Here is a 23,141-nt window from a genome sequence, read left to right as displayed (position 1 = left end):
CATGGCCGTCCAGTATACCTACGTCATGAAGGGTCTGACCAAGACCTTCCCGGGCGCCAACAAGCCCGTGCTCAACAACATCCACCTGCAGTTCCTGCCGGGCGCGAAGATCGCGATCATCGGCCCGAACGGCTCGGGCAAGTCCACGCTCATGAAGATCATGGGCGGGATCGACACCGATTTCACCGGTGAGGCCTGGGCCGCCGAGGGGATCAAGGTCGGTTACCTGCCGCAGGAGCCGCAGCTCGACCCCGACAAGACGGTGATCGAGAACGTCCGCATGGGCGCGGGACCGGTCGTGCAGATGGTCGAGCGGTTCAACGCCATTTCCGCCGAAATGGGCGATCCGAAGGATGATACCGACTTCGACGCGCTGATGGAGGAGATGGGCGATCTTCAGGCGAAGATCGACGCCGCCGACGGCTGGAGCCTCGATTCGCAGCTGGAACAGGCGATGGAGGCGATGCGCTGCCCGCCGTCCGACAGCCCGGTCACCAACCTGTCGGGTGGTGAGAAGCGCCGCGTCGCGCTCGTTCGCCTGCTGCTCGAGAAGCCCGACATCCTGCTGCTCGACGAACCGACCAACCACCTCGACGCCGAGAGCGTCAGCTGGCTCGAGAATTTCCTGAAGGAATATACCGGCAACGTCATCCTGGTGACGCACGACCGCTACTTCCTCGACAATGTCGTGAACTGGGTGCTCGAGCTCGATCGCGGGCGCTACTACACCTATGAGTCGAACTACTCCGGCTATCTGGAGAAGAAGGCCAAGCGGCTGGAGCAGGAAGAGCGCGAAGAGGCCGGCCGCCAGAAGGCGATCGCCGACGAGCTCGCCTGGATGCGCCAGACCCCCAAGGCGCGTCAGACCAAGAGCAAGGCGCGTATCCGTGCGTTCGACGAGTTGGTCGAGAAGCAGGAGAATCGCGCGATCGGCAAGGCGCAAATCCTGATCCAGATCCCGGAGCGTCTAGGTGGCAAGGTGATCGAGGCGAAGGGGCTGACCAAGGCCTATGGCGACAAATTGCTGTTCGAAAACCTCGACTTCAACCTGCCGCCGGGCGGCATCGTCGGCGTCATCGGCCCGAACGGTGCCGGCAAGTCGACGCTGTTCAAGCTGATCACCGGTCAGGAGCAGCCCGACGGCGGCACGATCGAGGTCGGCCAGACGGTGAAGCTGGGCTATGTCGATCAGAGCCGCGACGCGCTCGACCCCAACAAGAATGTCTGGGAAGAGATTTCCGACGGGCTCGACGTGTTCCGTTTCGGCAAGCAGGAACTGGGGACGCGCGCGTACGTGGGTGCGTTCAACTTCAAGGGGCAGGACCAGCAGAAGAAGGTCGGCCAGCTGTCGGGCGGTGAGCGCAACCGCGTTCACATCGCCAAGATGCTGAAGGAGGGTGGCAACGTCCTGCTGCTCGACGAACCGACCAACGACCTCGACGTCGAAACGCTTCGCGCGCTGGAAGAGGCGCTGGAAAGCTTCGCAGGCTGCGCGGTGGTGATCAGCCACGATCGCTTCTTCCTCGATCGCCTGTGCACGCACATCCTCGCCTTCGAAGGCAACAGCCATGTCGAATGGTTCGAGGGTAACTTCGAGGCTTATGAGGAGGACAAGCGTCGCCGGATGGGCGATGCGGCGGATCGTCCGACGCGGCTTGCCTACAAGAAGCTGACGCGCTGATCCGACGCGATCGTCACCCTGGCGCATCGCCGGGGTGACGGCGGATCAAGGGAAAGGCCCGCCCGGTTGATGCCGTGGCGGGCCATTTTCCTTATTGGCGCTGGTCGGCGCTCTTGGCGCGGATCGCGCGGAACTCCGATGACGGCCGCCATTCGGGCCAGACACCCGCCTTCGAAAGCCGCTGGCCCATCGCGTAGAACAGGTCGACGTCCTGCGCCGCGCCGGTGAAGTTCCAGTCGGGCGCCCAGGCGTCGCAAGTCTTGTGGTAGCAGGCCATATAGCCGTCGAGCCACTTCTGCCCCGCCTCGCGACCGCCGACGCGCATGTCGCTGGCGCCGCCAAGCGCCATCAGCTGAAGCGCGGGAACGCCGCGGCGCACGACCGAGAAATGATCGGCGCGATAGAACAGCCCGCGCTCGCTGGCCTCCTCCGGCGTGACGACGCGGTTCTGCGCACGCGCCGCGTCGGTCAGCAGGTCTTCGAGCGAGGATTGGCCGGCGCCGACGAGGATCACGTCCTTCGCCTCGCCCGCGGTCTGCAGGATGTCGAGTGTCAGGTTCGCGACGGTCTTTTCCAGCGGCGCGGTCGGCCGGGTGGCATACCATTCGGAGCCGAGCAGGCCGCGTTCCTCCGCGGTCCACAGCGCGAAGACGAGCGTGCGGTCGGGCGCCGGGCCGGCCTTGAACAACCGGGCAAGCTCCATCACGCCGGCAACGCCGAGCGCATCGTCGTTGGCGCCGGGGCGGATGGTACGGCCCTGCGCATCGGGCGGGCCTTCGCCATAGGCGTCCCAATGCGCGGCGAACTGGACGGTCTCGTCCGGCTTCACCTTGCCCGGAATCTTGGCGAGGACATTGGCGCTTTCAATCCGCTCAACGCTGACAGGCAGCTTCGCGGTGAAGCGCGCCTTCATCGCGATCGGGCGGAACGCGGCGGAGCGGGCCTGCTTGCGGAGCGCCGCGAGGTCGAGACCCTCGGCAGCGAAGACGCGGTTCGCCGCCTCGCCCGACAGCCAGCCCTGCAGCGCGATGCGCTGATCCTCGGGGCCACGGACGATATCGTAATTCTCGCCGTTGGAGGCATTGGCGGTGGACCAGGGATAGCCGGCGCCCGCGGTGTCATGAACGATCAGCGCGCCGATCGCGCCGCGCCGTGCCGCTTCCTCGTACTTGTAGGTCCATCGGCCGTAATAGGTCATCCGCTTGTCGCCGAAGCGGCCCTTGGCGTCCTCGCCCGCGACCGCCTCGAAATCGGGATCGTTGACCAGGAAGACGGCGACCTTGCCCTTCAGGTCAACGCCCTTAAAATCGTCCCACTTCGCCTCGGGCGCGCTGACGCCATAGCCGACGAAGACAAGCGGCGCGTTCTCGATCGCAACGGCCGCGTCGGGGCGAACGGTGGTGAGGGCGACGTCGGTGCCCTGCTTCAGGCTGATCGCGCCGAAGCTGACCGGGCCATCGCCCAGCCGGGTATGGATCAGCGGCACCTTCTGCGTCCAGGCGCCGTCCGGCCCGCCGGGCTCAAGCCCCAGCGCCTTGAAGCGGGCAATCGACCAGTCGATCGTCTTCTTCTCGCCCTCCGTCCCCGGCGACCGGCCACCGAATTCATCGGAGGCGAGCACCTTGGTCATCTCGGAAAGCTTGGCGGGGTCGGTTTTTGGTGGTTCGGCGGCCGCAATGGCGATCAGCGGGAGGAGACAGGCAATCGTCTTGTTCTTCATCAACGCAACCTTCGCACGAATACACGGCCATCCTCGCGCCGCTCGGTCTGGAAATTGGGAACGGCGGCGATCAGGTCCGACAGGCGCTTGTAGCCATAGTTGCGCACGTCGAAGCTCGACCGGTTGGCGGCAAGCTGTCCCATGGCGGACAGGCTGACGAAGCCCTTTTCGTCGCGCTTCACCGCGGAATAGGCGTCGATCAGCAGCTTCACCAATTCATCGTCGATTGGTGCCGGGCTCTGCGATGCGGCGGGCTCAAGCGGGGTCGTCTCAGCCGCGCCCGTGTCGGTGGGGGCAGGGGCGGAGGCCGGCGCGGCCTGCTCCTTGCCGTTTGCCGGTGCCGCCGGCGCTTCCCTGGCCGGAGCGGGGCGGGTCGCAGGCGCAGGGCTCTCCTCCTCGGCGGCCATCAGCTTGTCGACATCGATGAAGCGGGTGCAGGCGCGCTTGAAGCCCTCGGGCGTCTTGTCCTGGCCGAAACCATAGACGGGCAGACCGTCCTGCCGCAGCCGGGTGGCGAGCGGCATGAAATCGCTGTCCGACGACATGATGCCGAACCCCTCGACGCGCCCGCGGAACAGCAGGTCCATCGCGTCGATGGTCATCTTCATGTCGGTGGCGTTCTTGCCCTTGGTGATATCGAACTGCTGCTGCGGTTCGATGCCGTGCTTGATCGTCATCTCGCGCCAGCCGCTCAGCGCCGGCTTCGACCAATTGCCGTAGACGCGGCGGATGTTGACCGTCCCCAGTTCGGCAAGGACGGTCAGCACCGGATCGATCGCGTGCCAGCTGGCATTGTCCGCGTCGATCAGGAGGGCGATGTTGCGGGTGGGGGTGTCGTCGGTCGCCATGGGTCAAGCCATCGGCGCTCCATCCGCCCGCGTCAATCGCCCCCGGTTCGTTGATGGACGCAGCGTTCAGCCACCCACGGGTCGCGAGCTGCGGAACGCCTGATCGGCGTTGATATCCGCCTGTTTGGTCAGCGGGGTCGAACCGTCGGGATCATCCACCTGCTTCAGGTCAGCGCGCGAGCCGAGGTCGCGGGCCAGCGCGCCGCCGCTGGTGCCGGCCTGTGCGTCACCCGCGGGGATCATGCCTTCGATCACATCCTTGTCGTCATGATCGCGGGCGCTGGTGGTGCGGGGGTTCTCTGCCATTGTTACTCTCCTTCACTGCGTGGAAGAACGAGTGGGCAGGGTGCCGAGTTTCGTCAGGCGTCCGGATAAGCGATGGCGATCACTTCATATTCCTTCTCGCCCGCGGGCAGCGTGACGCGGCGCAGATCGCCGACCGCTGCGCCGCGCAGCGCGCGGGCGAGCGGGGCGTTCCAGCCGATCAGCCCCTTGCCGGCATCCGCCTCGTCATCGCCGACAATGGTGAGTTCGCGGTGATTGTCGTCCTCGTCGGCGATCGTAATGCTGGCGCCGAAATAGACGCGGGTGCGATCAGGCGCCTGCGCAGGATCGACCACCTTGGCGGCCTTCATGCGGCGCGACAGGAAGCCCAGCCGGCGATCAATCTCGCGCAGCCGCTTGCGGCCGTAGATATAGTCGCCGTTTTCCGAGCGGTCGCCATTGCCGGCGGCCCAGGCGATCGTCTCGACCAGCGCCGGCCGCTCCTTGGCGAACAGCTGGTCGTATTCTGCGCGCAACGTCGCATAGCCGGCGGGGGTGATGTAGTTCGGGCGATCCATCGCGGCGTCTTAGCCAAGCCGCAGCGGATCCGCGACCTTCCCGTCGCGTGGCGAGGGAAGGTCGCGATGCGTCAGCCGGTGCGATTGCGGCCGAGATACCAGCTGAGGTTGGCGGGGCCACGGCTCTTGGCGCGCGGCGGGTTCATGAGGTCATACACCACGGCGTTTTCCAGTACGCGCTGCACATAGTTGCGCGTTTCGCCGTAGGGGATCGCCTCGATCCATTCGACCATGTCGATCGCCCCGGTGCGCGGATCGCCATTGGCGCGCAGCCACTTGTTCACGTTGCCCGGCCCGGCGTTATACGCCGCGATCGCCAGCGGATAGCTGCCGTAGATGCCGAAGATGCGCTGGAAATAGCTGGAGCCGAGCTGCGTGTTGTAGCCCGTGTCGGTCAGCAGGCGGCCGGCGTCATAGGGCAGCCCCATCTTCCCCGCCTGTTCGCGCGCGGTGCCCGGCATCAGCTGCATCAACCCGCGCGCACCGGCCGACGAGATGGCGGCGCGATCGAACTGGCTTTCCTGCCGCGCGATGGCGTGGATCATCGTCCACTGGCTGTCATAGCCCGAAGGCACCGACACGGTGGGGAAGGCGATCGCGCTATATTCGGTCTGGTCGTTCTGCATCGCCTTTCGCCCGACGATCACCGCCAGGTCGGGGCGACGGATGGAGCGGGAGAGTTCCTCCGCCAGGAAATGCTCGGCATCGGTCTCGACGTCGGCGGCGATGGTGCGGACGAAAGCGGTCTGATCCTGGTACTGGCCAATAGTGCCCAGAAACTGCGCGGCGCGCACCGTTTCGCGGCCGAAGAATGCCTGGCGGGCGGCCGGATCGATGGCGGGGGAGGCCACGTCGCGCGGGGCGGTCAGCGGGCGGCGAAGGTGCTCGAGCGCCAACTGGCCGTAGAATTGATCGCGATATCCAGCGGCGCGGTTGAAGAAAGCGCTGGCATCGGCGCTGCGACCGGCGGCCTCGGCGGCGCGGCCGGCCCAGTAAAAGCCCTTGGCGCGGGTCTGCGGCGACTGGCTGCCCCGGCCATAGCGATCGAACATCGTCATCGCGTCAGCCGGGCGGTTCAATTGCTTCAGCGCCGTCTGGCCAGCCAGCCAGACGAGGCTCGTGTAATCGTCCCGCTCGCCATAGGGCTTCTTCGACACGTCAGTGCCGGCGGGATAGGCGTCGTCGACCTGCCGCGCGATGTCATAGGCGAGCTGATACTGCCCATCGGCGGCCGCGGCGCGCGCATTGGTCAGCAGCACCTCGTAGAATTTCTCGACATTGCCGGGCAGGGCGATTCCGGGCCGGCGGGTGCGGGCGAGCCACGACCGCGCGCTGGCGCTCGCCCCGCTATTGCGCAGCCACACCGCCTTGTCGGCGATATAGCCCGCATCCGACGCGCCCGCGGCATCGTTGGCGGCGGCGAGCGCGGAGGCGTTCTCCGCCTTGGTGCGGAACGCCAGCCGCGCCTCGAACAGCGGGCGACGGGCAGGGGAGGTCAGCGCGATCTGCCGAGCAGCGATGCTGGTCGATCCCTGCCACAACAGCGCGTCCATCCGCGCGTCATGATCCTCCGGCCGGAGGGCGCCGGCAAAGCTGGTGAGGATCGTCGATTCATCGGTCGGCGTCAGCGCGCCGCGCCGCCATGCATTGCGTGCGGCCTCATAGGCCTCACCCGTCGCTCCCGTGGCCTGAAGCGCCTTCGCCTGCGCCACGGCGCCCGCCGCGGTCAGCGGGGGATAGCGGCGGAAAAAGGCGACGACATTCGCGGGCGCGGCATAGCCGTTGCTGGCCTGCCGCTCCGCCGCGCGGCGATTGGCGGCCTCGTTCGGCCAGCCGGGATGCGCCATCACGAAGCTGGCGTAGCTGTCGAACGGCAGCCCGTCGGTCTGCTGCAACGCGCGCCATTGCGCGAGCGCGGCGGCGAGATCGGCGTTGTTCGTTACCTGCGCCATGGCGGCAGGCTGCGACTGCGCCAGGGCGTTGGCTGCCCGCGTGCGTGCAGCATCATCCTGCCCCTGAGCGACGACCAGCGCCGCGCCCAACCCTATTCCCAGTGCGATCAATGCCCCTGCCCTCAAACCAGTCACCATTGTGGACAGAATAGCCGGCTCACCCGTATCTGTCCTGAACGACCCAACGCACCACAATCCGTTTCAGGAGCAACACATGTTTTCCGGATCGATTCCGGCGCTCGTCACGCCGTTCGACGCCGACGGCCGCTTCGTCGAGCGCGCCTTTCGAGAACTGATCGAATGGCAGATCAGTGAAGGCTCCACCGCGCTTGTCCCCTGCGGGACCACGGGCGAGGCCGCGACGCTGGCCAAGGATGAGCATTTCGCGATCGTGAAGGTCTGCGTCGATCAGGTCCGCGGCCGAGTGCCGGTGATTGCCGGCGCCGGATCCAACGACACGCGCGTTGCCGCGGAGAATATCGCGGCGGCGAAGGAGGCGGGGGCCGATGCCGCGTTGATGGTGCCGCCTTATTACAACCGGCCCTCGCAAGAGGGGATCTTCCAGCATTTCGCCGCGCTGGCGCCCAGTTCCCCGCTGCCGATCGTGCTCTACAACGTACCGGGCCGCACGGTGACTGACATCCAGCCGGGAACGCTGATCCGTATCGTGGAGGCGTTTCCCAAGGTGTTCGTTGGGGTCAAGGATGCATCGGGCGTGCTCCAGCGTGTGTCGCAGCATCGCGCGGCGCTGGGCGAGGGGTTCAGCCAACTGTCCGGCAATGACGATCTGGCGCTGGCATTCAACGCCATGGGCGGGGTGGGGTGCATTTCTGTCACCGCCAATGTCGCGCCCCGGCTGTGCGCCGATTTCCAGGCGGCGGGCACGGGGGTCGAGGCGCTGGCGCTGCACGATCGTTTGTTCGCGCTTCATACCGCGCTGTTCACCGATGCCTCTCCCGGGCCGGTGAAATATGCCATGAGCCGTGTTCGCCCTGATTTCCCGCAGGGACTTCGCCTGCCAATGACGTGGCCGAACGAGGCGAGCCGCGCCGCGGTCGACACTGGGCTGGAGCGCGCTGGCCTGCTCTGATCGCGCCATCGTGGACGCATCGGCTAAGCGCTCTTAATCCCGCCGCATTCTCCCCGCACGTTCCCGAACGAACAGGGGAGAAAGCGGTGGCGGCTTGGTTGATGCTGACCGTGCAGGCAGTTGCCGGACCGCCGGCCCCGGTCGCCCGCGCGCCCGTGGAACGCCCATGCCCGGTCGCCAAGCCCGGGAAAGAGATCATCGTCTGCGGCCGGTCAGGCGATGACTTCCGGTTGAAGCCGATGCCGGATCGCTACGCGCCCGAACGCGCCCTGCCCAAGGCAGAAACCGCGATAAACGGGGTCGGGACGCTTGCCGCGGAAGCAGAGCGGGCGGCGGATGCGCAGGGGGCGCCGATCAATCGCGCGATGATCCGCCTCCGCGTTCCGATCGGCACCGTCAAACGCTGATCACGCCGCCTTCCCACGGACGACGCAACGCCCTACATCGCCCCGTCCATGCCACGTCCCAAACCCGCCATCTTCGACAAGAAGAAGATCGTCGCCGAGAACCGCCGCGCGCGCTTCGATTATTCGATCGACACCACCTATGAGGCCGGGATCGTCCTGACCGGCACAGAGGTGAAGAGCCTGCGGTTCGGCGAGGGATCGATCGCGGAAAGCTACGCCGAGGTCAGTGAAGGCGGCGTTTGGCTGGTGAATTCGAACATCCCGGAATTCAGCCACGGCAATCGTTTCAACCACGAGCCCAAGCGTCCCCGTAAACTCCTGCTTCACGAGCGCGAAGTTAGAAAGCTTCACGGCGCCGTGGCGCGGGAGGGTATGACCCTCGTGCCCCTGATGATCTATTTCAACAGTCAGGGTCGGGCCAAGGTGGAGTTGGCGTTGGCGAAGGGCAGGAAAGCGCACGACAAGCGTGACGCGATCAAGGAGCGCGACTGGAAGCGCGAGGCCGGCCGCCTCATGCGTGAGCGCGGCTAGTGGCCACGCGCAACCCCGGCATCTGGCAGCGGTTCACCGGCTGGTGCCATCGCAATTTGCCGACCCGCGAATCGATGGAGGAAAGCCGCCTGCTTCGCCCCGTCGCGCACCGTGTGCTCGCGCCGCAGCTCTGGCGGTTCACCCGCCGGTCGGTGCCGCGCGGCGTGGCGCTGGGCATGGTGACCGGGATCCTCTTCCCGGTCGCCCAGATCCCTTTTTCGGCCATGCTGGCGCTGCCGTTTCGCGCCAACATCCCCTCCGCCGCGCTAACGACGTTCATCACCAATCCGGTGACTACCCCGCCGCTGTGGGTGGCGGCTTATTATATCGGCAAATGGACGCTGCACCTCGACCGGGCGCTGCCCGGCGATCCGATGCAGGACGCCGCGGTCAACGCCGCGCAATCGGGCTGGATGCAGTGGCTGATGTCGGATGCGGCGCCAGCGACGGCGCTCGGCCTGTTGATCGTCACCGCGGTGCTGTCGCTGGCAGGCTATGGGCTGTCGATGCTGGGATGGCGTTTGTGGATCGCGCGCAAGTGGCGGTCCCGTCACATTCGTAACCACGTTGACGAGGCGTCTTGAGCGGATAAAACACCGCCTTTCATTCCCTTGAAGGCGATTTTGATGCGCTCGTCCCTCCTGGTTGCTGCGATTCTTTCCACCACCGCGGCTGCGGCGATTGCCCAGACCGCGGCGGACACGCCCAAAACGGCCGCCGCCCCCAGCAAGACGGTGCAGGGACAGCCGGTGCAGGGTCAGCCGGCAGCCGCGAAGGCGAACGGGCCGAAGATCGGGACCTTCGGCTTCGACATGGCCGGACGCGACACCAGCGTGCCGCCGGGCGACGACTTCTACCAATATGCCAGCGGTACCTGGGAGAAGAATACGCAAATCCCGGCGGACCGATCGACCTATGGCATGTTCCACGTGCTGCAGGACCTGTCGCGCGAACAGACCCGCACGATCTTGGAGGAGCAGCGTCGCCAGCCGGGCAGCAAGTCGGGCGATTTCTACGCGAGCTTCCTCGACGAGGCGACGGTGAATGCCAAGGGCGTCACGCCCGTCCAGCCGTGGCTGACCGCGATCAAGAACGCGCCGAGCAAGGCGGCGCTGGCTGAAGAAGCCGGGCGGATGCAGCGCCGCGGCGTCGGCACCCTGTTCGGCATGTACGTCAACCAGGACGACAAGGATCCCGAGACCTATGCCGTGGTGTTCAGCCAGTCGGGCCTGGGCCTGCCGGACCGTGATTATTACCTGAACGATGATGCCAAGCTGGCGGCCAACCGGACCGCCTACCAATCGTATCTGACGAAGATGCTGACGCTGGCGGGTGAGCCGAACGCGGAGGCGCGCGCAGCGGCCGTGGTCGACATGGAAAAGGCGATCGCCGCGGCGCACTGGACCCGCGTCGACAGCCGGGACGCCGACAAGGTCTATAACAAGCTGACGTTCGAGGAGCTGAACGCCCGTGCGCCGGGCTATGACTGGGCGCAGTATTTCGAAGGCGCGGGCATTCCCACGGATGCGCCGATGCTGGTGTCGCAGCCGTCCGCCTTTACCGGTGAGGCGAAGGTGTGGGCGGAAACGCCGCTGCCGGTGCTGAAGGACCATCTGCTGCTGCGCACATTGTCCAGCTATGCGCGTTTCCTGCCGAAGGAGTTCGACGACACCCGCTTCGCCTTTTACGGCACCGAGCTGACCGGCGCGCCCGAACAGCAGGCGCGGTGGAAGCGCGGCGTCGATCTAGCGAGCGAGCATCTGGGGGAGGATCTCGGCAAGGCTTATGTCGCCCGATACTTCCCGCCGGAATCGAAGGCCGCGGCCGACGAGCTGGTGCGCAACGTCATCGCGTCGATGGGGGAGCGCCTGAAGAAGCTGGAATGGATGGCGCCCGAGACGAAGCAGAAGGCGCTGGCGAAGCTCGCCGCCTTCACGCCGAAGATCGGCTATCCCGACAGCTGGCGCGACTATACCGCGCTGGAGATCCGCCGCGACGATCTGGTCGGCAATGTCGCGCGCGCCAATGAGTTCGAGTTCCAGCGCAACATCGACAAGCTGGGCAAGCCCATCGATCGGGGCGAGTGGTTCATGACCCCGATGACGATCAACGCCTATGCCAATCCGACGATGAACGAGATCGTCTTCCCGGCGGCGATCCTGCAGCCGCCGTTCTTCGATCCGAAGGCTGACCCGGCAATCAATTACGGCGGGATCGGCGCCGTGATCGGCCATGAAATCAGCCACCATTTCGACGATCAGGGCCGCAAATATGATGTGAACGGCAAGCTGACCGATTGGTGGACCGAGAAGGACGTCGCGCAGTTCAAGACCTTCACCGACCGCCTCGTGGCGCAATATGACGCCTATGAGCCGCTGCCCGGCCAGCACGTGCAGGGCGCCCTGACCCTGGGCGAGAACATTGCCGACCTCGCCGGGCTGGTCGTCGCGCATGACGCCTACCGCCTGTCGCTGGGCGGCAAGAAGGCGCCGGTGATCGACGGCACGACGGGCGATCAGCGTTTCTATCTGGGCTGGGGCCAGGTGTGGCGGACCAAGTATCGCGAGCCGATCCTGCGCCAGATCCTGCTGTCCGATCCGCACGCGCCCGGGATGCAGCGCGCGAACATCGTCCGCAATCTCGATGCCTGGTATGATACGTTCGGCGTCCGCCCGGGCCAGAAGCTGTACCTGACGAACGAGCAGCGCATCCGGATCTGGTGACGCCATGCCCGCCGCGCGCTGCTTGACGCGGCCGCGGTGGGGATTGAAGGGTTGCCGGGATGGCGACGCTGTTTCCCGATACCATGCCCCGCCTGACGCCGCGCGCTGCGCTGGCGACCGCGGCGGGCGCTGGCGTGTTGTCCGCGGCGTTAATCCTGTGGGTGATCGGGGACACGGCGGTTGCGACCGGCTTCCTCGCCGCGGCCATCGTGCTGGGCGGTGCCCTGGTGGCGTGGCGCGCGCTGGCGCCCGAACCGCCCGCACCGGGCCCGGCGGTTGATTGGCAGCTGGTCCGCACGCTGGCGCAGGAAAGCGATGATGCGATCGCGGTGACGGATCGTGCCGGGCGCCTTGTCTGCGCCAACGATCGTTTTGAGGAGCTGTTCGGCGGCCTGTCCGCGCCCCCCGGCCTGCCGGTCGGCGAAGCGGGCGTGGGTGCGCTGGCGGCTGCTGGTCGCGCCGCCTGGCGCGACGGGCGCGCGCGGGTCGAGCATGCCGAAGTCGCGGGACGGGCGATCTATTTCGACGTGCTGCGCGCGGGCCAGCGGCAGGATCTGCTGATCTGGCGCGCGGCATCGCTGATGGGGTCTGACAGCGGGCGTGCGCTCGCGGAGGCGCTGACGGGCTCGCTCGGCCGGCGGCTGGCGGAATCGGGCATCATGGCCGCGCTGCTCACGCCGGACGGCCGGGTCATTGCCGCCGATCCCGTGCTGCGGATGCGTGCGATGGGGCATGCCGATGCCGCCGTGGAGGGTGCGGATTTCGCGCGCTTCCTGATCACGGATGAGCGGGGCCTGATCCGGTTCGAGCGCGAGGGCCGCGACGGCAATCCGCTGCGGCTGGTGCAGGTGCCGTTCTCCGACATCGACGGCGCGCCGATCCTGGTCGCGCTGCTCGATGAGGACGAGGCGCCGGTCAGCCTGGGCAGCGGAGCGGCGGCGCATATCCGTACGCTCGTGCAGCTCATGCCGCTGGGCATCGCGCTCGTCGATCGGGACGGCCGGTTCATCGAGATGAACGACGCCTTCATCCGCGCTGCTGCCGTCGATCGCGACGCCCCGCCGCTGTATCCGGGCGACCTGGTGGTGCGTGAGGACAAGGCCGCGGTGGCGGATGCAGTGCGCCGCTTTGCCGGCGGCGGGGCCGCCCATGTCACCGACATTGCGGTCCGTCTGCGCGATTTGCCGGAGGAACCGGTGGTGCTGTCGATCGCCGGCGCGCGGAGGCTGGGCGATGCGGCGGTGGTGCTGAGCCTCAAGGAAAACAACGAGGAATCGCGGCTGAAACGCGAAGTCGCACAGGCGACGAAGATGCAGGCGGTCGGCCAGCTGGCCGGTGGCGTGGCGCACGATTTCAACAACATCCTGACCGCCATCATCGGTCACTGCGACCTGATGCTGATGCGCCATTCGCCGGGCGACAGCGACTATGACGACATCCAGCAGGTGCGGAACAACTCCAATCGGGCGGCGGCGTTGACGCGCCAGCTGCTCGCCTTTTCGCGCCAGCAGACGCTGCGGCCGCAGATCCTGCAACTGCCCGATGTCGTGTCCGAAGTGTCGAACCTGCTGAAGCGGCTGTTGGGCGAGATGGTCACGCTGGAGGTGCGGCACGGGCGTAACCTGGGGCCGGTGCGCGCCGATCCCGGACAGCTGGAGCAAGTGGTCGTCAATCTGGCGGTGAATGCGCGTGACGCCATGGCAGCGAAATATCCGCATGGCGGCGGCAAGCTGATGATCCAGACGCGGTCGGCGACAACGGCCGAGATCCGGCGCCGCGGTCCCGACGTCATGCCGGTCGGGGAATATACCGCGCTGGAGATCTCCGACACCGGCTCGGGCATAGCGCCGGACGCACTGCCCAAGATCTTCGAGCCGTTCTTCACCACCAAGGAGGTCGGCAAGGGAACGGGGCTCGGCCTGTCGACGGTCTATGGCATCGTCAAACAATCCGGCGGCTATATCTTCGCCGATTCCAAGCCGGGGCAGGGCGCGACCTTCACCATCTATCTGCCGGTACACGCCAGCGGTGAGCCGGTGGCGCCGCGGAAGGCCGCGCCAAAGGCAAAGCCCGCCGAACTCTGGGGCACCGGTACCGTGCTGCTGGTGGAAGACGAGGACATGGTGCGCGCGGTGGCGGAGCGTGCGCTGACGCGGCAGGGCTATACCGTCATCGCAGCGGAAAACGGCGAGATCGCGCTGGAGTTGATCGAGCAGCACCCGCGCCCCGATCTGCTGGTCAGCGATGTGGTGATGCCGGCGATGGATGGCCCGACGATGGCGCGGCGTATCCGGCTGCGTTACCCTGACCTGCCGATCCTGTTCATGTCCGGCTATGCCGAGGAGCAGCTGCGCCGGTCGATCGACATCGAGAATGTCGCCTTCATTCCCAAGCCGTTTTCGGTCCAGCAGCTCGCCGAAGCAGCGCGCGAGGCGCTCGGCCAGCAGGGCTGACACGCAATGTCACACGATCGACGTGTGGGGACATTGCGGGAACAGCTTGCGCGTTCTAAGGGCTGATCATGACTAGCCGCGTTCTGCTCGTCGAGGATGAGCCGCTTATCGCCATGATGCTCGAGGACTTTCTCGATGCACTGGATCGTCAGTGTGCCGGAACGGCAGACTGCGTGGAGGCGGCGTTGCCGCTTGTGGAGGCGGGCGGCTTCGATTGCGCCATCCTCGACGTGAACCTGCGCGGGGGTGAGAAAAGCTGGCCGATCGCGGCCGCGCTGGCTGAACGCAACGTGCCGTTCGTGTTCGCCACCGGCGGTGCGGACGACATGATCGCGGAGGAATTTCGCGCCCGCCCGATCCTGCAGAAGCCGTTCACGCTGGACGGGGTGGAAAAGGCGCTCAACGCACTCTGAGGCAGCGGCCGGATATTTTCGGTCTTTCCGGCCCGCAGTAACGTTCAATGCTTGCTCGGCGGCGCCTTGCGGCATAGCGAGCGGTCCATGACCCAACGTTTCGACAAGGCCCGGCTGCCCAGCCGGCATGTGTCCGTCGGCCCCGAGCGGGCGCCTCACCGCAGCTATTATTATGCGATGGGCCTGACCGAGGAAGAGATTGCCCGGCCGTTCGTGGCGCTTGCCAGCGCCGGGAATGACAGCGCGCCGTGCAACACCACGCTCGACGCCCAGGCCGACGCGGCGCGTCGCGGGGTGGAGCAGGGCGGCGGCATGCCGCGTCGTTTCAACACGATCACCGTGACCGATGGCATCGCCATGGGCCACCAGGGGATGAAGGCGAGTCTCGTCAGCCGCGAGGTGATCGCCGATTCGGTCGAACTGTCCGTCCGGGGCCATTGCTACGACGCGATGGTCGGCTTTGCGGGATGCGACAAGTCGCTGCCGGGAATGATGATGGCGATGCTGCGCCTGAACATCCCGTCGATCTTCGTTTATGGCGGCTCGATCCTCCCAGGGCGGTTCGAGGGCCGCGACGTGACCGTGGTCGACGTGTTCGAGGTCGTCGGGCGCCATGCGGCGGGTGCCTGCCCGATCGAGGAAGTGCACGCGCTGGAGAAGGTGGCGTGCCCGGGGCATGGTGCCTGCGGCGGCCAATATACCGCCAACACCATGGCATGCGTTGCCGAAGCGATCGGTTTGTCCCTGCCGAACAGCAACATGGTGCCAGCACCTTATACGACGCGTGAGCAGATCGCGGTTGCTGCCGGTGCACAGGTGATGGAGTTGCTGGCGCGAAACATCCGCCCGCGCGACATCTGCACGCGCGAGGCGTTCGAGAATGCTGCCCGCATCGTTGCGGCGACCGGCGGGTCGACCAACGGCGCGCTTCACCTGCCGGCGATGGCGCATGAGGCCGGCATCGAGTTCGACCTGTTCGACGTGGCCGAGATCTTCAAGTCGACGCCTTATTGCGCCGATCTGAAGCCCGGCGGCCAGTATGTGGCGAAGGATATGTACGAGGCCGGCGGCGCCTATATGCTGATGAAGTCGCTGCTCGCCGAAGGCCTGCTGCACGGCGACTGCCTGACCGTCACCGGCAAGACGCTGGGCGAGAATATCGAGCAGGTGACGTGGAACCCGGACCAGAAGGTCATCTATGACGCCAAATCGCCGATCACGCCCACGGGCGGTGTTGTTGGCCTGCGCGGCTCGCTGGCGCCGGATGGCGCGATCGTGAAGGTGGCAGGGATGCACCGCCTGCAATTCGAAGGGCCAGCGCGCTGCTTCGACTGCGAGGAGGATGCGTTCCAGGCGGTCGAGAATCGCGAGATCCGCGAAGGTGAGGTGATCATCATCCGCTACGAAGGGCCGAAGGGCGGCCCCGGCATGCGCGAGATGCTGTCCACCACCGCGGCGCTCTATGGTCAGGGCATGGGCGAGAAGGTGGCGTTGATCACCGATGGGCGTTTCTCGGGCGCAACGCGTGGCTTCTGCATCGGGCATGTCGGCCCCGAGGCCGCGGAGGGCGGCCCGATCGCGCTGGTCGAGGACGGCGACACGATCCGCATCGATGCTGAGGCGGGCACCATCGACCTGCTGGTCGAGGCCAACGTGCTGGAGGCGCGCCGCGCGGCCTGGCAGCCGCGTCCCACTGATTACGGGTCGGGCGCGTTGTGGCGCTATGCGCAGAACGTAGGGCCGGCGTACAAGGGAGCTGTCACGCACCCGGGAGCCGCCGCCGAAAGCCATGTCTACGCGGATATCTAGCGCGCTACTGGTCATGCTCGCCGCGTGCGGCGAGGCGCGACAGGACGCACCGGTTGGCGGCGAGCCGACCGCGGTTGCGAGAGGCGGCGAACAGGCCGCGGCGGCCGGACCGGCGCGGCTGCCCTGCGCGCTGGCGAACGCGGGGGCGTTTACCCCCTCGTGCACGGTGGATCGCGCCGAGCGTGATGCCGGCGTCGTCCTCACGCTGCGACACCCGGACGGTGGGTTTCGCCGGCTTCTGGTGACGGAGGATGGCCGCGGCGTTCGGGCGGCCGACGGTGCGGAGCCGGCGCAGGTCGCCTTGGTGGGCAAGAACGTGATCGAAGTGTCCGTGGCGGGTGACCGTTACCGGCTGCCCGCCAGGATCAGCGGAGAGGCGCAATGATCCCGATCGATGGGCAGGCGATGCTGACGGCGGCGGACACCCGCAAGGCTGAGGCGCGCGCTATAGCGGCGGGGGTCAGCGCCGACGAAATGATGGCGCGAGCGGGCGCAGCCGTGGCGGAGCAGGTGCGCCGGCTGGCGGCAGGCGCGGAAGTGCTGGTTCTGTGCGGGCCGGGCAACAATGGTGGCGACGGCTATGTCGCGGCCGCCGCGTTGCGCCGCGCCGGGCTGCCGGTCCGCGTGGCTACCTTTGCGCCGGCGACGACCCCGCAAGCGCGTGCCGCGCGCGAACGCTGGGGCGAGGAGGTGGAGGCCCTGGCGGAGGCGCTCCCGGCGCCGATCCTGGTCGATGCGATCTTCGGCATCGGATTGTCGCGTGCGCTGGACGAGGGGGTGTCGGGCCCGCTGCGCAGATTGATGACGGCGGCGCGGCTCACGATTGCCGTCGATGTGCCGAGCGGGGTGTCGACGGACGATGGCGTCTGCCTCTCCGATCTGCCCCCCGCGAACCTGACGCTGGCGATGGGGGCGGTGAAGCCGGCCCATCTGCTCCAGCCTGCCGCGGCGCAGTGCGGCACGGTGCGCTTCGTCGACATTGGGCTCGAGGCGCCGAGCCGGGTGCGCGCGGCAGCAGCGCCCGTGATCGAGCCGCCCGCGGCGTCGGCGCATAAATATTCGCGCGGGATGGTTGCCGTGGTTGCGGGCGCGATGCCGGGCGCGGGGGCGCTGGCGGCCAGTGCGGCGGCGCGGGCTGGCGCCGGCTATGTCCTGCTGCTCGGCAGCGCCACCGACCGGCTGCCGCATGCGATCGTCAGGCGGCGGTTCACGGCGGAGACGCTGGAGGATCATCGGATCGGCGCCGTTGTGATCGGGCCGGGGCTGGGGCGGGACGAGCGTGCCGAAGAGCGCCTGGTTGGGTCGCTCGCCAGCGGGCGACCGCTGGTGATCGATGGCGACGCTTTGCGTCTGATGGATGATCGTCGATGTGCCGGCGCCGCGATCCTCACGCCGCATGCCGGCGAGTTCGATGCGATGTTCGGCAGGGGCTCGGGCAGCAAGATCGACCGAACCGTCGCCGCGGCGGAAGGGACCGGGGCGGTTGTCGTGCACAAGGGCCCCGACGCAGTGATCGCCGCCCCGGACGGCCGTGTCATCGTTCATTCGGGCAGCAGTAGCTGGCTGTCGACGGCGGGTACCGGCGACGTGCTTGCCGGCGTGATCGGCGCGCGATTGGCGGCAGGGCTTGAGCCGATGGAGGCGGCAGTCCAAGGGGTGTGGCTTCACGCCGAGGCGGCACGACGGGCGGGAGCAGCCTTCATCGCCGACGACCTGGTGGGCCACCTGACACTCACGGCATGACCTGCCGTGAAAACAATGATTTGTGAGTAATAGCTGTGAGTGATGTTGATGAGATCGTGCGGGTTGCCGCCCGCGGCGAAGGGGTGACGGGGAATGGGCGCCATGTGCCCTTTGCGGCGCCCGGCGATCGCGTGCTGCCCGATGGTGACATTGAGGCGGGGCCACATCACCAGGTGCCGCCGTGCCGGCACTTCCCCGAATGTGGCGGTTGCCAGTTGCAGCATCTGGATGATGCCAGCTGGAGCCAGTTCATCCTCGATCGGATCAGCAGCGCGTTGGCCACTCAGGGGCTGGAGGCGGCGATCCGGGCGCCGGCGCTGTCGCCGCCGCGGACCAGGCGGCGTGCCACGCTTCATGCGGAAAGCTCGGGCCGGATCGGCTTTTCGATGGAGAAGAGCCATGCGATCGTTGACCTTGCCGAATGCCATGTGCTGGCGCCAGAACTGTTCGCGCTGGTCGCGCCGCTGCGGCGGCTGATCCATGTTCTGCGACCGCGCCGTCGGCTGGACGTGCATCTGACGCTGGCCGATCAGGGCGTCGACCTGCTGATCAATGGCGTGATGCCGGAGGGGCTGGCAGCGGCAGAGGCGATCACCGCCTTTGCAGAGGGTAATCGACTGGCGCGCGTGGCCTTCGACGAGGGCTACGGCCCAGAGGTGCGCTGGGAGCCGGAAGCGGTCACCATTACACTTGGCGGCGTTCCGGTGCCGCTGCCGCCAGCGTCTTTCCTGCAGGCAACGCGCGAGGGCGAGGCCGCGCTGGTTGCCGCGGTACGTGAGGTGGTGACCGGCGAGGGCGTCGTGGCCGACCTGTTCGCTGGCCTTGGTACCTTCGCGCTGGCACTGCCCGGTAGGGTCTATGCCGCGGAGGCGGGACGCGAGGCGATCATGGCGTTGAAGGCGGCGGCGGCGCGATCGCATCGCACGGTGTTCACCGAGCATCGCGACCTGTACCGGCGCCCGCTGACCCCGGCGGAGCTTGACCGGTTCAGCGCCGTCGTGATCGATCCGCCCCGCGCCGGCGCCAAGGAGCAGGCGCAGGCACTGGCCGGATCGAAAACGCCGAAGCTTGCCTATGTTTCGTGCAATCCCAGCAGCTTCGCACGCGATGTGAAGACGATGGTGGAGGGCGGCTGGCAGATCGACTGGATCCAGCCGGTCGGCCAGTTCCGCTGGTCAACCCATGTGGAACTGGCCGCCAGCCTGAGCCGGCGCTGACCGGCTGCGATCAGACGTCCGCGGTCAGCCGGCCGTACAGTTCCGGCCGGCGATCGCGGAAGAAGCCGAAGGCGGCGCGGTGGCGCTTCACGCGATCAATGTCGATCGTGGCGGTAATCACGCCCTCTTCCTCGCGGCCAAGCTCCGCCAGAATGTCGCCGCGTTCGTCGCAGATGAAGCTGGTGCCGTAGAAGGTCTGATCGTGTTCGACGCCGATGCGGTTGGCGGCGACCACGGGGACCACGTTGGAGACGGCATGGCCGACCATCGCACGGCGCCAGAGGCGGGCGGTATCCAGCGACGTGTCATGAGGTTCGCTGCCTATCGCCGTGGGATAGAACAAAACTTCCGCGCCCATCAGCATCATGGCGCGGGCGGTTTCTGGATACCATTGGTCCCAGCAGATGCCGACGCCGAGCTTCGCGCCCTTGCTTTCGGCCGGGCCGTCCCAGACCTTGAATCCGGTGTTGCCGGGGCGGAAGTAGAATTTCTCCTCATAGCCCGGGCCGTCGGGAATGTGGCTCTTGCGATAGACGCCCTGCACCTTGCCGTCGGGTCCGATCATCGCGAGGCTGTTGTAATGGTGCGGGCCATCGGCTTCGAAGAAACTGGTGGGAATCGTGACCTTTAGCTCCGATGCCAGCGACTGCATGGCAAGAACGGCGGGGTGCTCGGCCGTGGGGCGGGCGTTGGCGAACAGCCCTTCATCCTCGACCCGGCAGAAATATTCGCCCTCGAACAATTCGGGTGGGAGGATGACCTGGGCACCGCGCGACGCCGCTTCTCGTACCAGGCGGGAAACGTTGGCGATGTTGGCGTCCATGTCGGCGGAAAAGGCGAGCTGAAGCGCGGCGACGGTGATTTCGGTCATGCGCGGCCATGTAGGAGATCGCGCCACCGGCCGCCACCCTGTCGCGAGCGGCCGGCCGCCGGCGTCGCACGCGCGGCCTGCCGGCGGCCTCGCCCGCAACCGCGCTGGCGACAATTGGCCTGTTCGCGGCCTGTCGTGGCCAGATCGCGCGAACAGGCCCGGTTTCGCGCCAACGGCGATCAAAAGATCGTGTAGCCGCCGTCGATGGTGAACGTGTCGCCGGTGTGGAAGCGTGAGGCGTCGGAGGCGAGATAGACGGCGAGGCCGCCGAAATCCTCCGGCTCGCCCCAGCGGCGCATCGGCACGCGGGAGATGACCTTTTCATTGAAGCGGTCATTGCCCTGCGCCCGCGCGGTCATGTCGGTGGCGATCCAGCCGGGGAGGATGGCGTTGGCCCGGATGCCGTGGCGGGCATATTCGACCGCGAGGCCGCGCATCATCGGGAGCAGCGCGCCCTTCGTCGCGGCATAGGCCTGGTTGCGCGGCGCGCCGTGCACCGCGGAGGTGGAGGAGGTGGCGAGCAGCGAGCCGCCGGGATCGCCATCCTTTGCGCGGGCGACCATGTGGCGGGCGGCGGCGCGCAGCGTCCAGAACACGCCGTCGAGATTGACCGCCAGCACGCGGCGCCACAGATCGGTGCTCATCGTATCGAAGCTGTCGGCGCCTTCGCCGACTCCGGCATTGGCGGCGACGAAATCGAGCCGGCCGAGCGCCTCCAGCGCGCGCGCTACGCCGGCGTCGACCGCCGCCTCATCCGCCACATCGACGCGGTCGACGATGATTCGCGTTCCATGCTGCGCGAGGCGCGCCTCGGCCGCCTCGTTCTTCGCCGGATTGTTGCCCCAGATGACCACATCGGCCCCGGCCTGCGCCAGCGCATCCGCCATGCCGATGCCGATCCCGCCATTGCCGCCGGTGATCAGCGCGACGCGCCCGGTAAGGTCAAAGGGTGTATAGGCCATGGTCTCTCTCTCCCATCGTTCTTGTCGCGGAGGAGCCTAGCCGCGTCGGGGGGCAGGACGCCAGATTGGAGGGCCTGTCACTTTTGGCATTGGCGCCGGCGGGCGATGCTTTTCATAGGTGGGCGTGATGGAACAGGAACGACAAGGCGCGGAGCGGGGGGCGGATGATGCCGAGCCCCGCGGTGCGGCGACAGAGGGGGAAGAGGATTTGACGTTGGGCAAGACAATCGCGGCGGCCGGATTGCTGGCGATCACCTCCGCCGCGGCGATCGCGGGACAGGGCGGCAAGGCTGAGGCGCCGCGCGCGCGCGAGGCGGGGGTGACGATCGGCGTGCTGCCGGCAGGGCCGCGCAACGCGATCACCGATGTCGCCGGCGTGCGGGTGGGGCATGTCACGATCGAGGAGGGGCGCGACGTGCATACCGGCGTCACCGCCGTCGTGCCGCATGGCGGCAACGTCTTCCGATCGCGCGTGCCGGCGGGGTTCGTCGCCTATAACGCCTTTGGCAAGTTCGCCGGGTCGACTCAGGTCGTGGAGCTGGGCGAGATCGAGACGCCGATCCTGCTGACCAACACGCTGAACGTGCCCGAGGCGATGGCGGCGGCGGTCGAATGGACGCTGGCGCAGCCGGGCAACGAAAAGGTGCGATCGGTGAACGCGGTGGTGGGGGAGACCAACGACGGCTTCCTGAACGACATCCGCCGCCGGCGCGTGACCATCGCCGATGCGCGCCGCGCGATCGAGGCCGCGCGCGAGGGGCCAGTGGCGGAGGGCGCGGTGGGCGCGGGCACGGGAACGGTCGCGTTCGAATATAAGGGCGGGATCGGCACGGCGTCACGCCGCTTGCCGGCCGCAATGGGCGGCTGGACGCTGGGCGTGCTGGTGCAGAGCAATTACGGCGGGGTGCTCAACATCGCCGGCGTACCGGTGGGCCAGCGGCTGGGGCGGCACGAGTTCGCCGGGCGGGTGGAGCGCGGCACGGCGGATGGATCGGTGGTGATCGTGATCGCGACCGACGCGCCGCTTTCCGACCGCAACCTGCGCCGGATCGCCAAGCGCGCGTTCATCGGGATCGGACGGACCGGATCATCCTTCTCCAACGGATCGGGCGATTATGCGATCGCCTTTTCCACCCATGCGGCGGTGCGCCGCGAGGAAGGGAAGACGGGGGCGGTCGGTGCCACGGCGGCCGAGCTGCGCAACGAGGCGATGTCGCCCTTGTTCCAGGCGGCGGCGGAGGCGACCGAGGAAGCGGTGATCAACTCGCTGTTCGCCGCCCGGACGGTGACGGGGCATCGCGGCACCGCCGAGCAACTGCCGCTGGACAAGGTGCTGCCGTGGGTTGCTGGCGCGGGGAAGTGAGGGCCGTTCGCCTCAAACCGCCTGCGGGCTCAGGAGGTAGGCAGCGCACCAAGATGTCTAAAGGCCGAGGCAGGGGTAGTCGAACTTAGGCTCCCGGCCCCCCGCGCCGCTCGATGCGGGCAAACAGCGCCGCCAACGGGCAGGCCTGCGGCATTAACTTTGATGATGCCGCAGGCCTGACATCTCGCTCGCTCAAGGATCACTAGGAAGCTGAGCTAACCTTGTAACTGTTGCTTAAGCTACCGGCGAGCGTGAGCGACGCTGATGCCGCTCGATTGCGACCAAGAGGAAGAAGAACATCAAAACCAGAAAGCCGCCGGCGATCAGGATTGACTGTGAGAGCCCGTTCCAGCCTGCAGCGTGGCCACGAACGATCTCGTCGCGCTGAGATGCCGCCTCGCTGGCGTTGCGCTCTCTCCGCTCAGCTAAGAGCTGGAAGTGAACCGCCCCGGGTTTGTCGGAGGCTCCAACTCCTGAGAAGGTGGAGCCAGTATGAGCAAGACGACGAACAAGTTT

The 23,141-nt window shown here is 67.2% G+C and carries 21 protein-coding genes; 13 read left to right on the top strand and 8 right to left on the bottom strand.

Going from position 1 to position 23,141, the window contains the following annotated elements:
* Position 1: 1 nt before the first annotated feature.
* Positions 2–1,681 carry an energy-dependent translational throttle protein EttA gene (gene ettA / locus ACH0BU_RS14085; protein WP_145118568.1) on the top strand — a complete coding sequence of 560 codons (1,680 nt, stop codon included), beginning with the start codon at positions 2–4 and terminating at the stop codon, positions 1,679–1,681.
* 91 nt (positions 1,682–1,772) lie between these two features.
* Here ettA and ACH0BU_RS14080 read toward each other — a convergent pair whose 3' ends face one another.
* The 5 genes from ACH0BU_RS14080 to ACH0BU_RS14060 all read right to left on the bottom strand — a co-directional run bounded on the left by ACH0BU_RS14080 (position 1,773) and on the right by ACH0BU_RS14060 (position 7,181).
* Complete coding sequence (locus tag ACH0BU_RS14080; protein ID WP_296219849.1) at positions 1,773–3,401, bottom strand: M28 family metallopeptidase; 1,629 nt, start codon at positions 3,399–3,401, stop codon at positions 1,773–1,775.
* Positions 3,401–4,249 (bottom strand): NYN domain-containing protein, encoded by an 849-nt coding sequence (locus ACH0BU_RS14075; RefSeq protein ID WP_296219847.1) that lies wholly within the window; start codon positions 4,247–4,249, stop codon positions 3,401–3,403. Before ACH0BU_RS14075 ends, ACH0BU_RS14080 begins: the two co-directional genes overlap by 1 nt.
* A 66-nt stretch (positions 4,250–4,315) precedes the next feature.
* Positions 4,316–4,555 (bottom strand): hypothetical protein, encoded by a 240-nt coding sequence (locus ACH0BU_RS14070; protein ID WP_145118574.1) that lies wholly within the window; start codon positions 4,553–4,555, stop codon positions 4,316–4,318.
* Between the two features lie 53 nt (positions 4,556–4,608).
* Positions 4,609–5,091 carry a transcription elongation factor GreB gene (gene greB / locus ACH0BU_RS14065; RefSeq protein ID WP_046408880.1) on the bottom strand — a complete coding sequence of 161 codons (483 nt, stop codon included), beginning with the start codon at positions 5,089–5,091 and terminating at the stop codon, positions 4,609–4,611.
* 71 nt (positions 5,092–5,162) lie between these two features.
* Positions 5,163–7,181: a lytic transglycosylase domain-containing protein gene (locus ACH0BU_RS14060; protein ID WP_296219843.1), complete on the bottom strand. Its 2,019-nt coding sequence runs from the start codon at positions 7,179–7,181 to the stop codon at positions 5,163–5,165.
* Between the two features lie 76 nt (positions 7,182–7,257).
* Here ACH0BU_RS14060 and dapA point away from each other — a divergent pair, with 76 nt between their 5' ends.
* From dapA to ACH0BU_RS14005, 11 genes are all read left to right on the top strand, one after another.
* Positions 7,258–8,133, top strand: a complete 876-nt coding sequence (gene dapA / locus ACH0BU_RS14055) for a 4-hydroxy-tetrahydrodipicolinate synthase (RefSeq protein ID WP_296219841.1) — start codon at positions 7,258–7,260, stop codon at positions 8,131–8,133.
* Between the two features lie 86 nt (positions 8,134–8,219).
* Complete coding sequence (locus ACH0BU_RS14050; RefSeq protein WP_296219838.1) at positions 8,220–8,540, top strand: hypothetical protein; 321 nt, start codon at positions 8,220–8,222, stop codon at positions 8,538–8,540.
* A gap of 48 nt (positions 8,541–8,588) precedes the next feature.
* On the top strand, positions 8,589–9,071 hold the full coding sequence (gene smpB / locus ACH0BU_RS14045) for an SsrA-binding protein SmpB (RefSeq protein ID WP_046408884.1): 483 nt from the start codon (positions 8,589–8,591) through the stop codon (positions 9,069–9,071).
* A complete protein-coding gene (locus ACH0BU_RS14040; protein WP_417158923.1) occupies positions 9,071–9,655 on the top strand; it encodes a DUF2062 domain-containing protein in 585 nt (194 codons plus the stop codon). The genes smpB and ACH0BU_RS14040 overlap by 1 nt, the downstream gene beginning before the upstream one ends.
* Positions 9,656–9,697: 42 nt before the next feature.
* Positions 9,698–11,794 carry a M13 family metallopeptidase gene (locus ACH0BU_RS14035; RefSeq protein WP_296219834.1) on the top strand — a complete coding sequence of 699 codons (2,097 nt, stop codon included), beginning with the start codon at positions 9,698–9,700 and terminating at the stop codon, positions 11,792–11,794.
* A gap of 59 nt (positions 11,795–11,853) precedes the next feature.
* Positions 11,854–14,247, top strand: coding sequence for a response regulator (locus ACH0BU_RS14030; RefSeq protein WP_314472189.1), 2,394 nt, complete (start codon positions 11,854–11,856; stop codon positions 14,245–14,247).
* A 68-nt stretch (positions 14,248–14,315) separates the two neighbouring features.
* A complete protein-coding gene (locus ACH0BU_RS14025; RefSeq protein WP_046408965.1) occupies positions 14,316–14,660 on the top strand; it encodes a response regulator in 345 nt (114 codons plus the stop codon).
* An 87-nt stretch (positions 14,661–14,747) separates the two neighbouring features.
* Complete coding sequence (gene ilvD, locus ACH0BU_RS14020) at positions 14,748–16,469, top strand: dihydroxy-acid dehydratase (protein WP_296222632.1); 1,722 nt, start codon at positions 14,748–14,750, stop codon at positions 16,467–16,469.
* On the top strand, positions 16,450–16,854 hold the full coding sequence (locus ACH0BU_RS14015) for a hypothetical protein (protein ID WP_082102891.1): 405 nt from the start codon (positions 16,450–16,452) through the stop codon (positions 16,852–16,854). Before ilvD ends, ACH0BU_RS14015 begins: the two co-directional genes overlap by 20 nt.
* Positions 16,851–18,212: an NAD(P)H-hydrate dehydratase gene (locus ACH0BU_RS14010; RefSeq protein ID WP_500264205.1), complete on the top strand. Its 1,362-nt coding sequence runs from the start codon at positions 16,851–16,853 to the stop codon at positions 18,210–18,212. Before ACH0BU_RS14015 ends, ACH0BU_RS14010 begins: the two co-directional genes overlap by 4 nt.
* 35 nt (positions 18,213–18,247) lie before the next feature.
* Entirely contained in the window at positions 18,248–19,429 is a 1,182-nt protein-coding gene (locus ACH0BU_RS14005; RefSeq protein ID WP_314472184.1) for a class I SAM-dependent RNA methyltransferase, read from the top strand.
* Positions 19,430–19,439: 10 nt separating this feature from the next.
* Here ACH0BU_RS14005 and aguB read toward each other — a convergent pair whose 3' ends face one another.
* Positions 19,440–20,300, bottom strand: a complete 861-nt coding sequence (gene aguB / locus ACH0BU_RS14000; protein ID WP_046408890.1) for an N-carbamoylputrescine amidase — start codon at positions 20,298–20,300, stop codon at positions 19,440–19,442.
* A 179-nt stretch (positions 20,301–20,479) separates the two neighbouring features.
* Positions 20,480–21,262 carry an SDR family NAD(P)-dependent oxidoreductase gene (locus tag ACH0BU_RS13995; protein WP_296221284.1) on the bottom strand — a complete coding sequence of 261 codons (783 nt, stop codon included), beginning with the start codon at positions 21,260–21,262 and terminating at the stop codon, positions 20,480–20,482.
* Between the two features lie 214 nt (positions 21,263–21,476).
* Here ACH0BU_RS13995 and ACH0BU_RS13990 point away from each other — a divergent pair, with 214 nt between their 5' ends.
* Positions 21,477–22,625 (top strand): DmpA family aminopeptidase, encoded by a 1,149-nt coding sequence (locus ACH0BU_RS13990; RefSeq protein WP_500264204.1) that lies wholly within the window; start codon positions 21,477–21,479, stop codon positions 22,623–22,625.
* Between the two features lie 234 nt (positions 22,626–22,859).
* Here the strand turns inward: ACH0BU_RS13990 and ACH0BU_RS13985 are convergent.
* Positions 22,860–23,141: hypothetical protein (locus ACH0BU_RS13985; protein WP_500264203.1), on the bottom strand; the 282-nt coding region annotated here is incomplete at its 5' end.

It is taken from the genome of Sphingomonas olei (genome assembly GCF_045369765.1).
Lineage (GTDB): Bacteria > Pseudomonadota > Alphaproteobacteria > Sphingomonadales > Sphingomonadaceae > Sphingomonas > Sphingomonas panaciterrae.
This window is presented reverse-complemented; position numbering and strand designations above follow the sequence as displayed.

What these genes read in the sequence shown, in the direction of transcription:
- ettA (WP_145118568.1), top strand. Translation starts at nt 2, where the DNA reads ATGGCCGTCCAGTATACCTACGTCATGAAGGGTCTGACCAAGACCTTC.
- ACH0BU_RS14080 (WP_296219849.1), bottom strand. Translation starts at nt 3,401, where the DNA reads ATGAAGAACAAGACGATTGCCTGTCTCCTCCCGCTGATCGCCATTGCG.
- ACH0BU_RS14075 (WP_296219847.1), bottom strand. Translation starts at nt 4,249, where the DNA reads ATGGCGACCGACGACACCCCCACCCGCAACATCGCCCTCCTGATCGAC.
- ACH0BU_RS14070 (WP_145118574.1), bottom strand. Translation starts at nt 4,555, where the DNA reads ATGGCAGAGAACCCCCGCACCACCAGCGCCCGCGATCATGACGACAAG.
- greB (WP_046408880.1), bottom strand. Translation starts at nt 5,091, where the DNA reads ATGGATCGCCCGAACTACATCACCCCCGCCGGCTATGCGACGTTGCGC.
- ACH0BU_RS14060 (WP_296219843.1), bottom strand. Translation starts at nt 7,181, where the DNA reads ATGGTGACTGGTTTGAGGGCAGGGGCATTGATCGCACTGGGAATAGGG.
- dapA (WP_296219841.1), top strand. Translation starts at nt 7,258, where the DNA reads ATGTTTTCCGGATCGATTCCGGCGCTCGTCACGCCGTTCGACGCCGAC.
- smpB (WP_046408884.1), top strand. Translation starts at nt 8,589, where the DNA reads ATGCCACGTCCCAAACCCGCCATCTTCGACAAGAAGAAGATCGTCGCC.
- ACH0BU_RS14035 (WP_296219834.1), top strand. Translation starts at nt 9,698, where the DNA reads ATGCGCTCGTCCCTCCTGGTTGCTGCGATTCTTTCCACCACCGCGGCT.
- ACH0BU_RS14030 (WP_314472189.1), top strand. Translation starts at nt 11,854, where the DNA reads ATGGCGACGCTGTTTCCCGATACCATGCCCCGCCTGACGCCGCGCGCT.
- ACH0BU_RS14025 (WP_046408965.1), top strand. Translation starts at nt 14,316, where the DNA reads ATGACTAGCCGCGTTCTGCTCGTCGAGGATGAGCCGCTTATCGCCATG.
- ilvD (WP_296222632.1), top strand. Translation starts at nt 14,748, where the DNA reads ATGACCCAACGTTTCGACAAGGCCCGGCTGCCCAGCCGGCATGTGTCC.
- ACH0BU_RS14015 (WP_082102891.1), top strand. Translation starts at nt 16,450, where the DNA reads ATGTCTACGCGGATATCTAGCGCGCTACTGGTCATGCTCGCCGCGTGC.
- ACH0BU_RS14010 (WP_500264205.1), top strand. Translation starts at nt 16,851, where the DNA reads ATGATCCCGATCGATGGGCAGGCGATGCTGACGGCGGCGGACACCCGC.
- aguB (WP_046408890.1), bottom strand. Translation starts at nt 20,300, where the DNA reads ATGACCGAAATCACCGTCGCCGCGCTTCAGCTCGCCTTTTCCGCCGAC.
- ACH0BU_RS13995 (WP_296221284.1), bottom strand. Translation starts at nt 21,262, where the DNA reads ATGGCCTATACACCCTTTGACCTTACCGGGCGCGTCGCGCTGATCACC.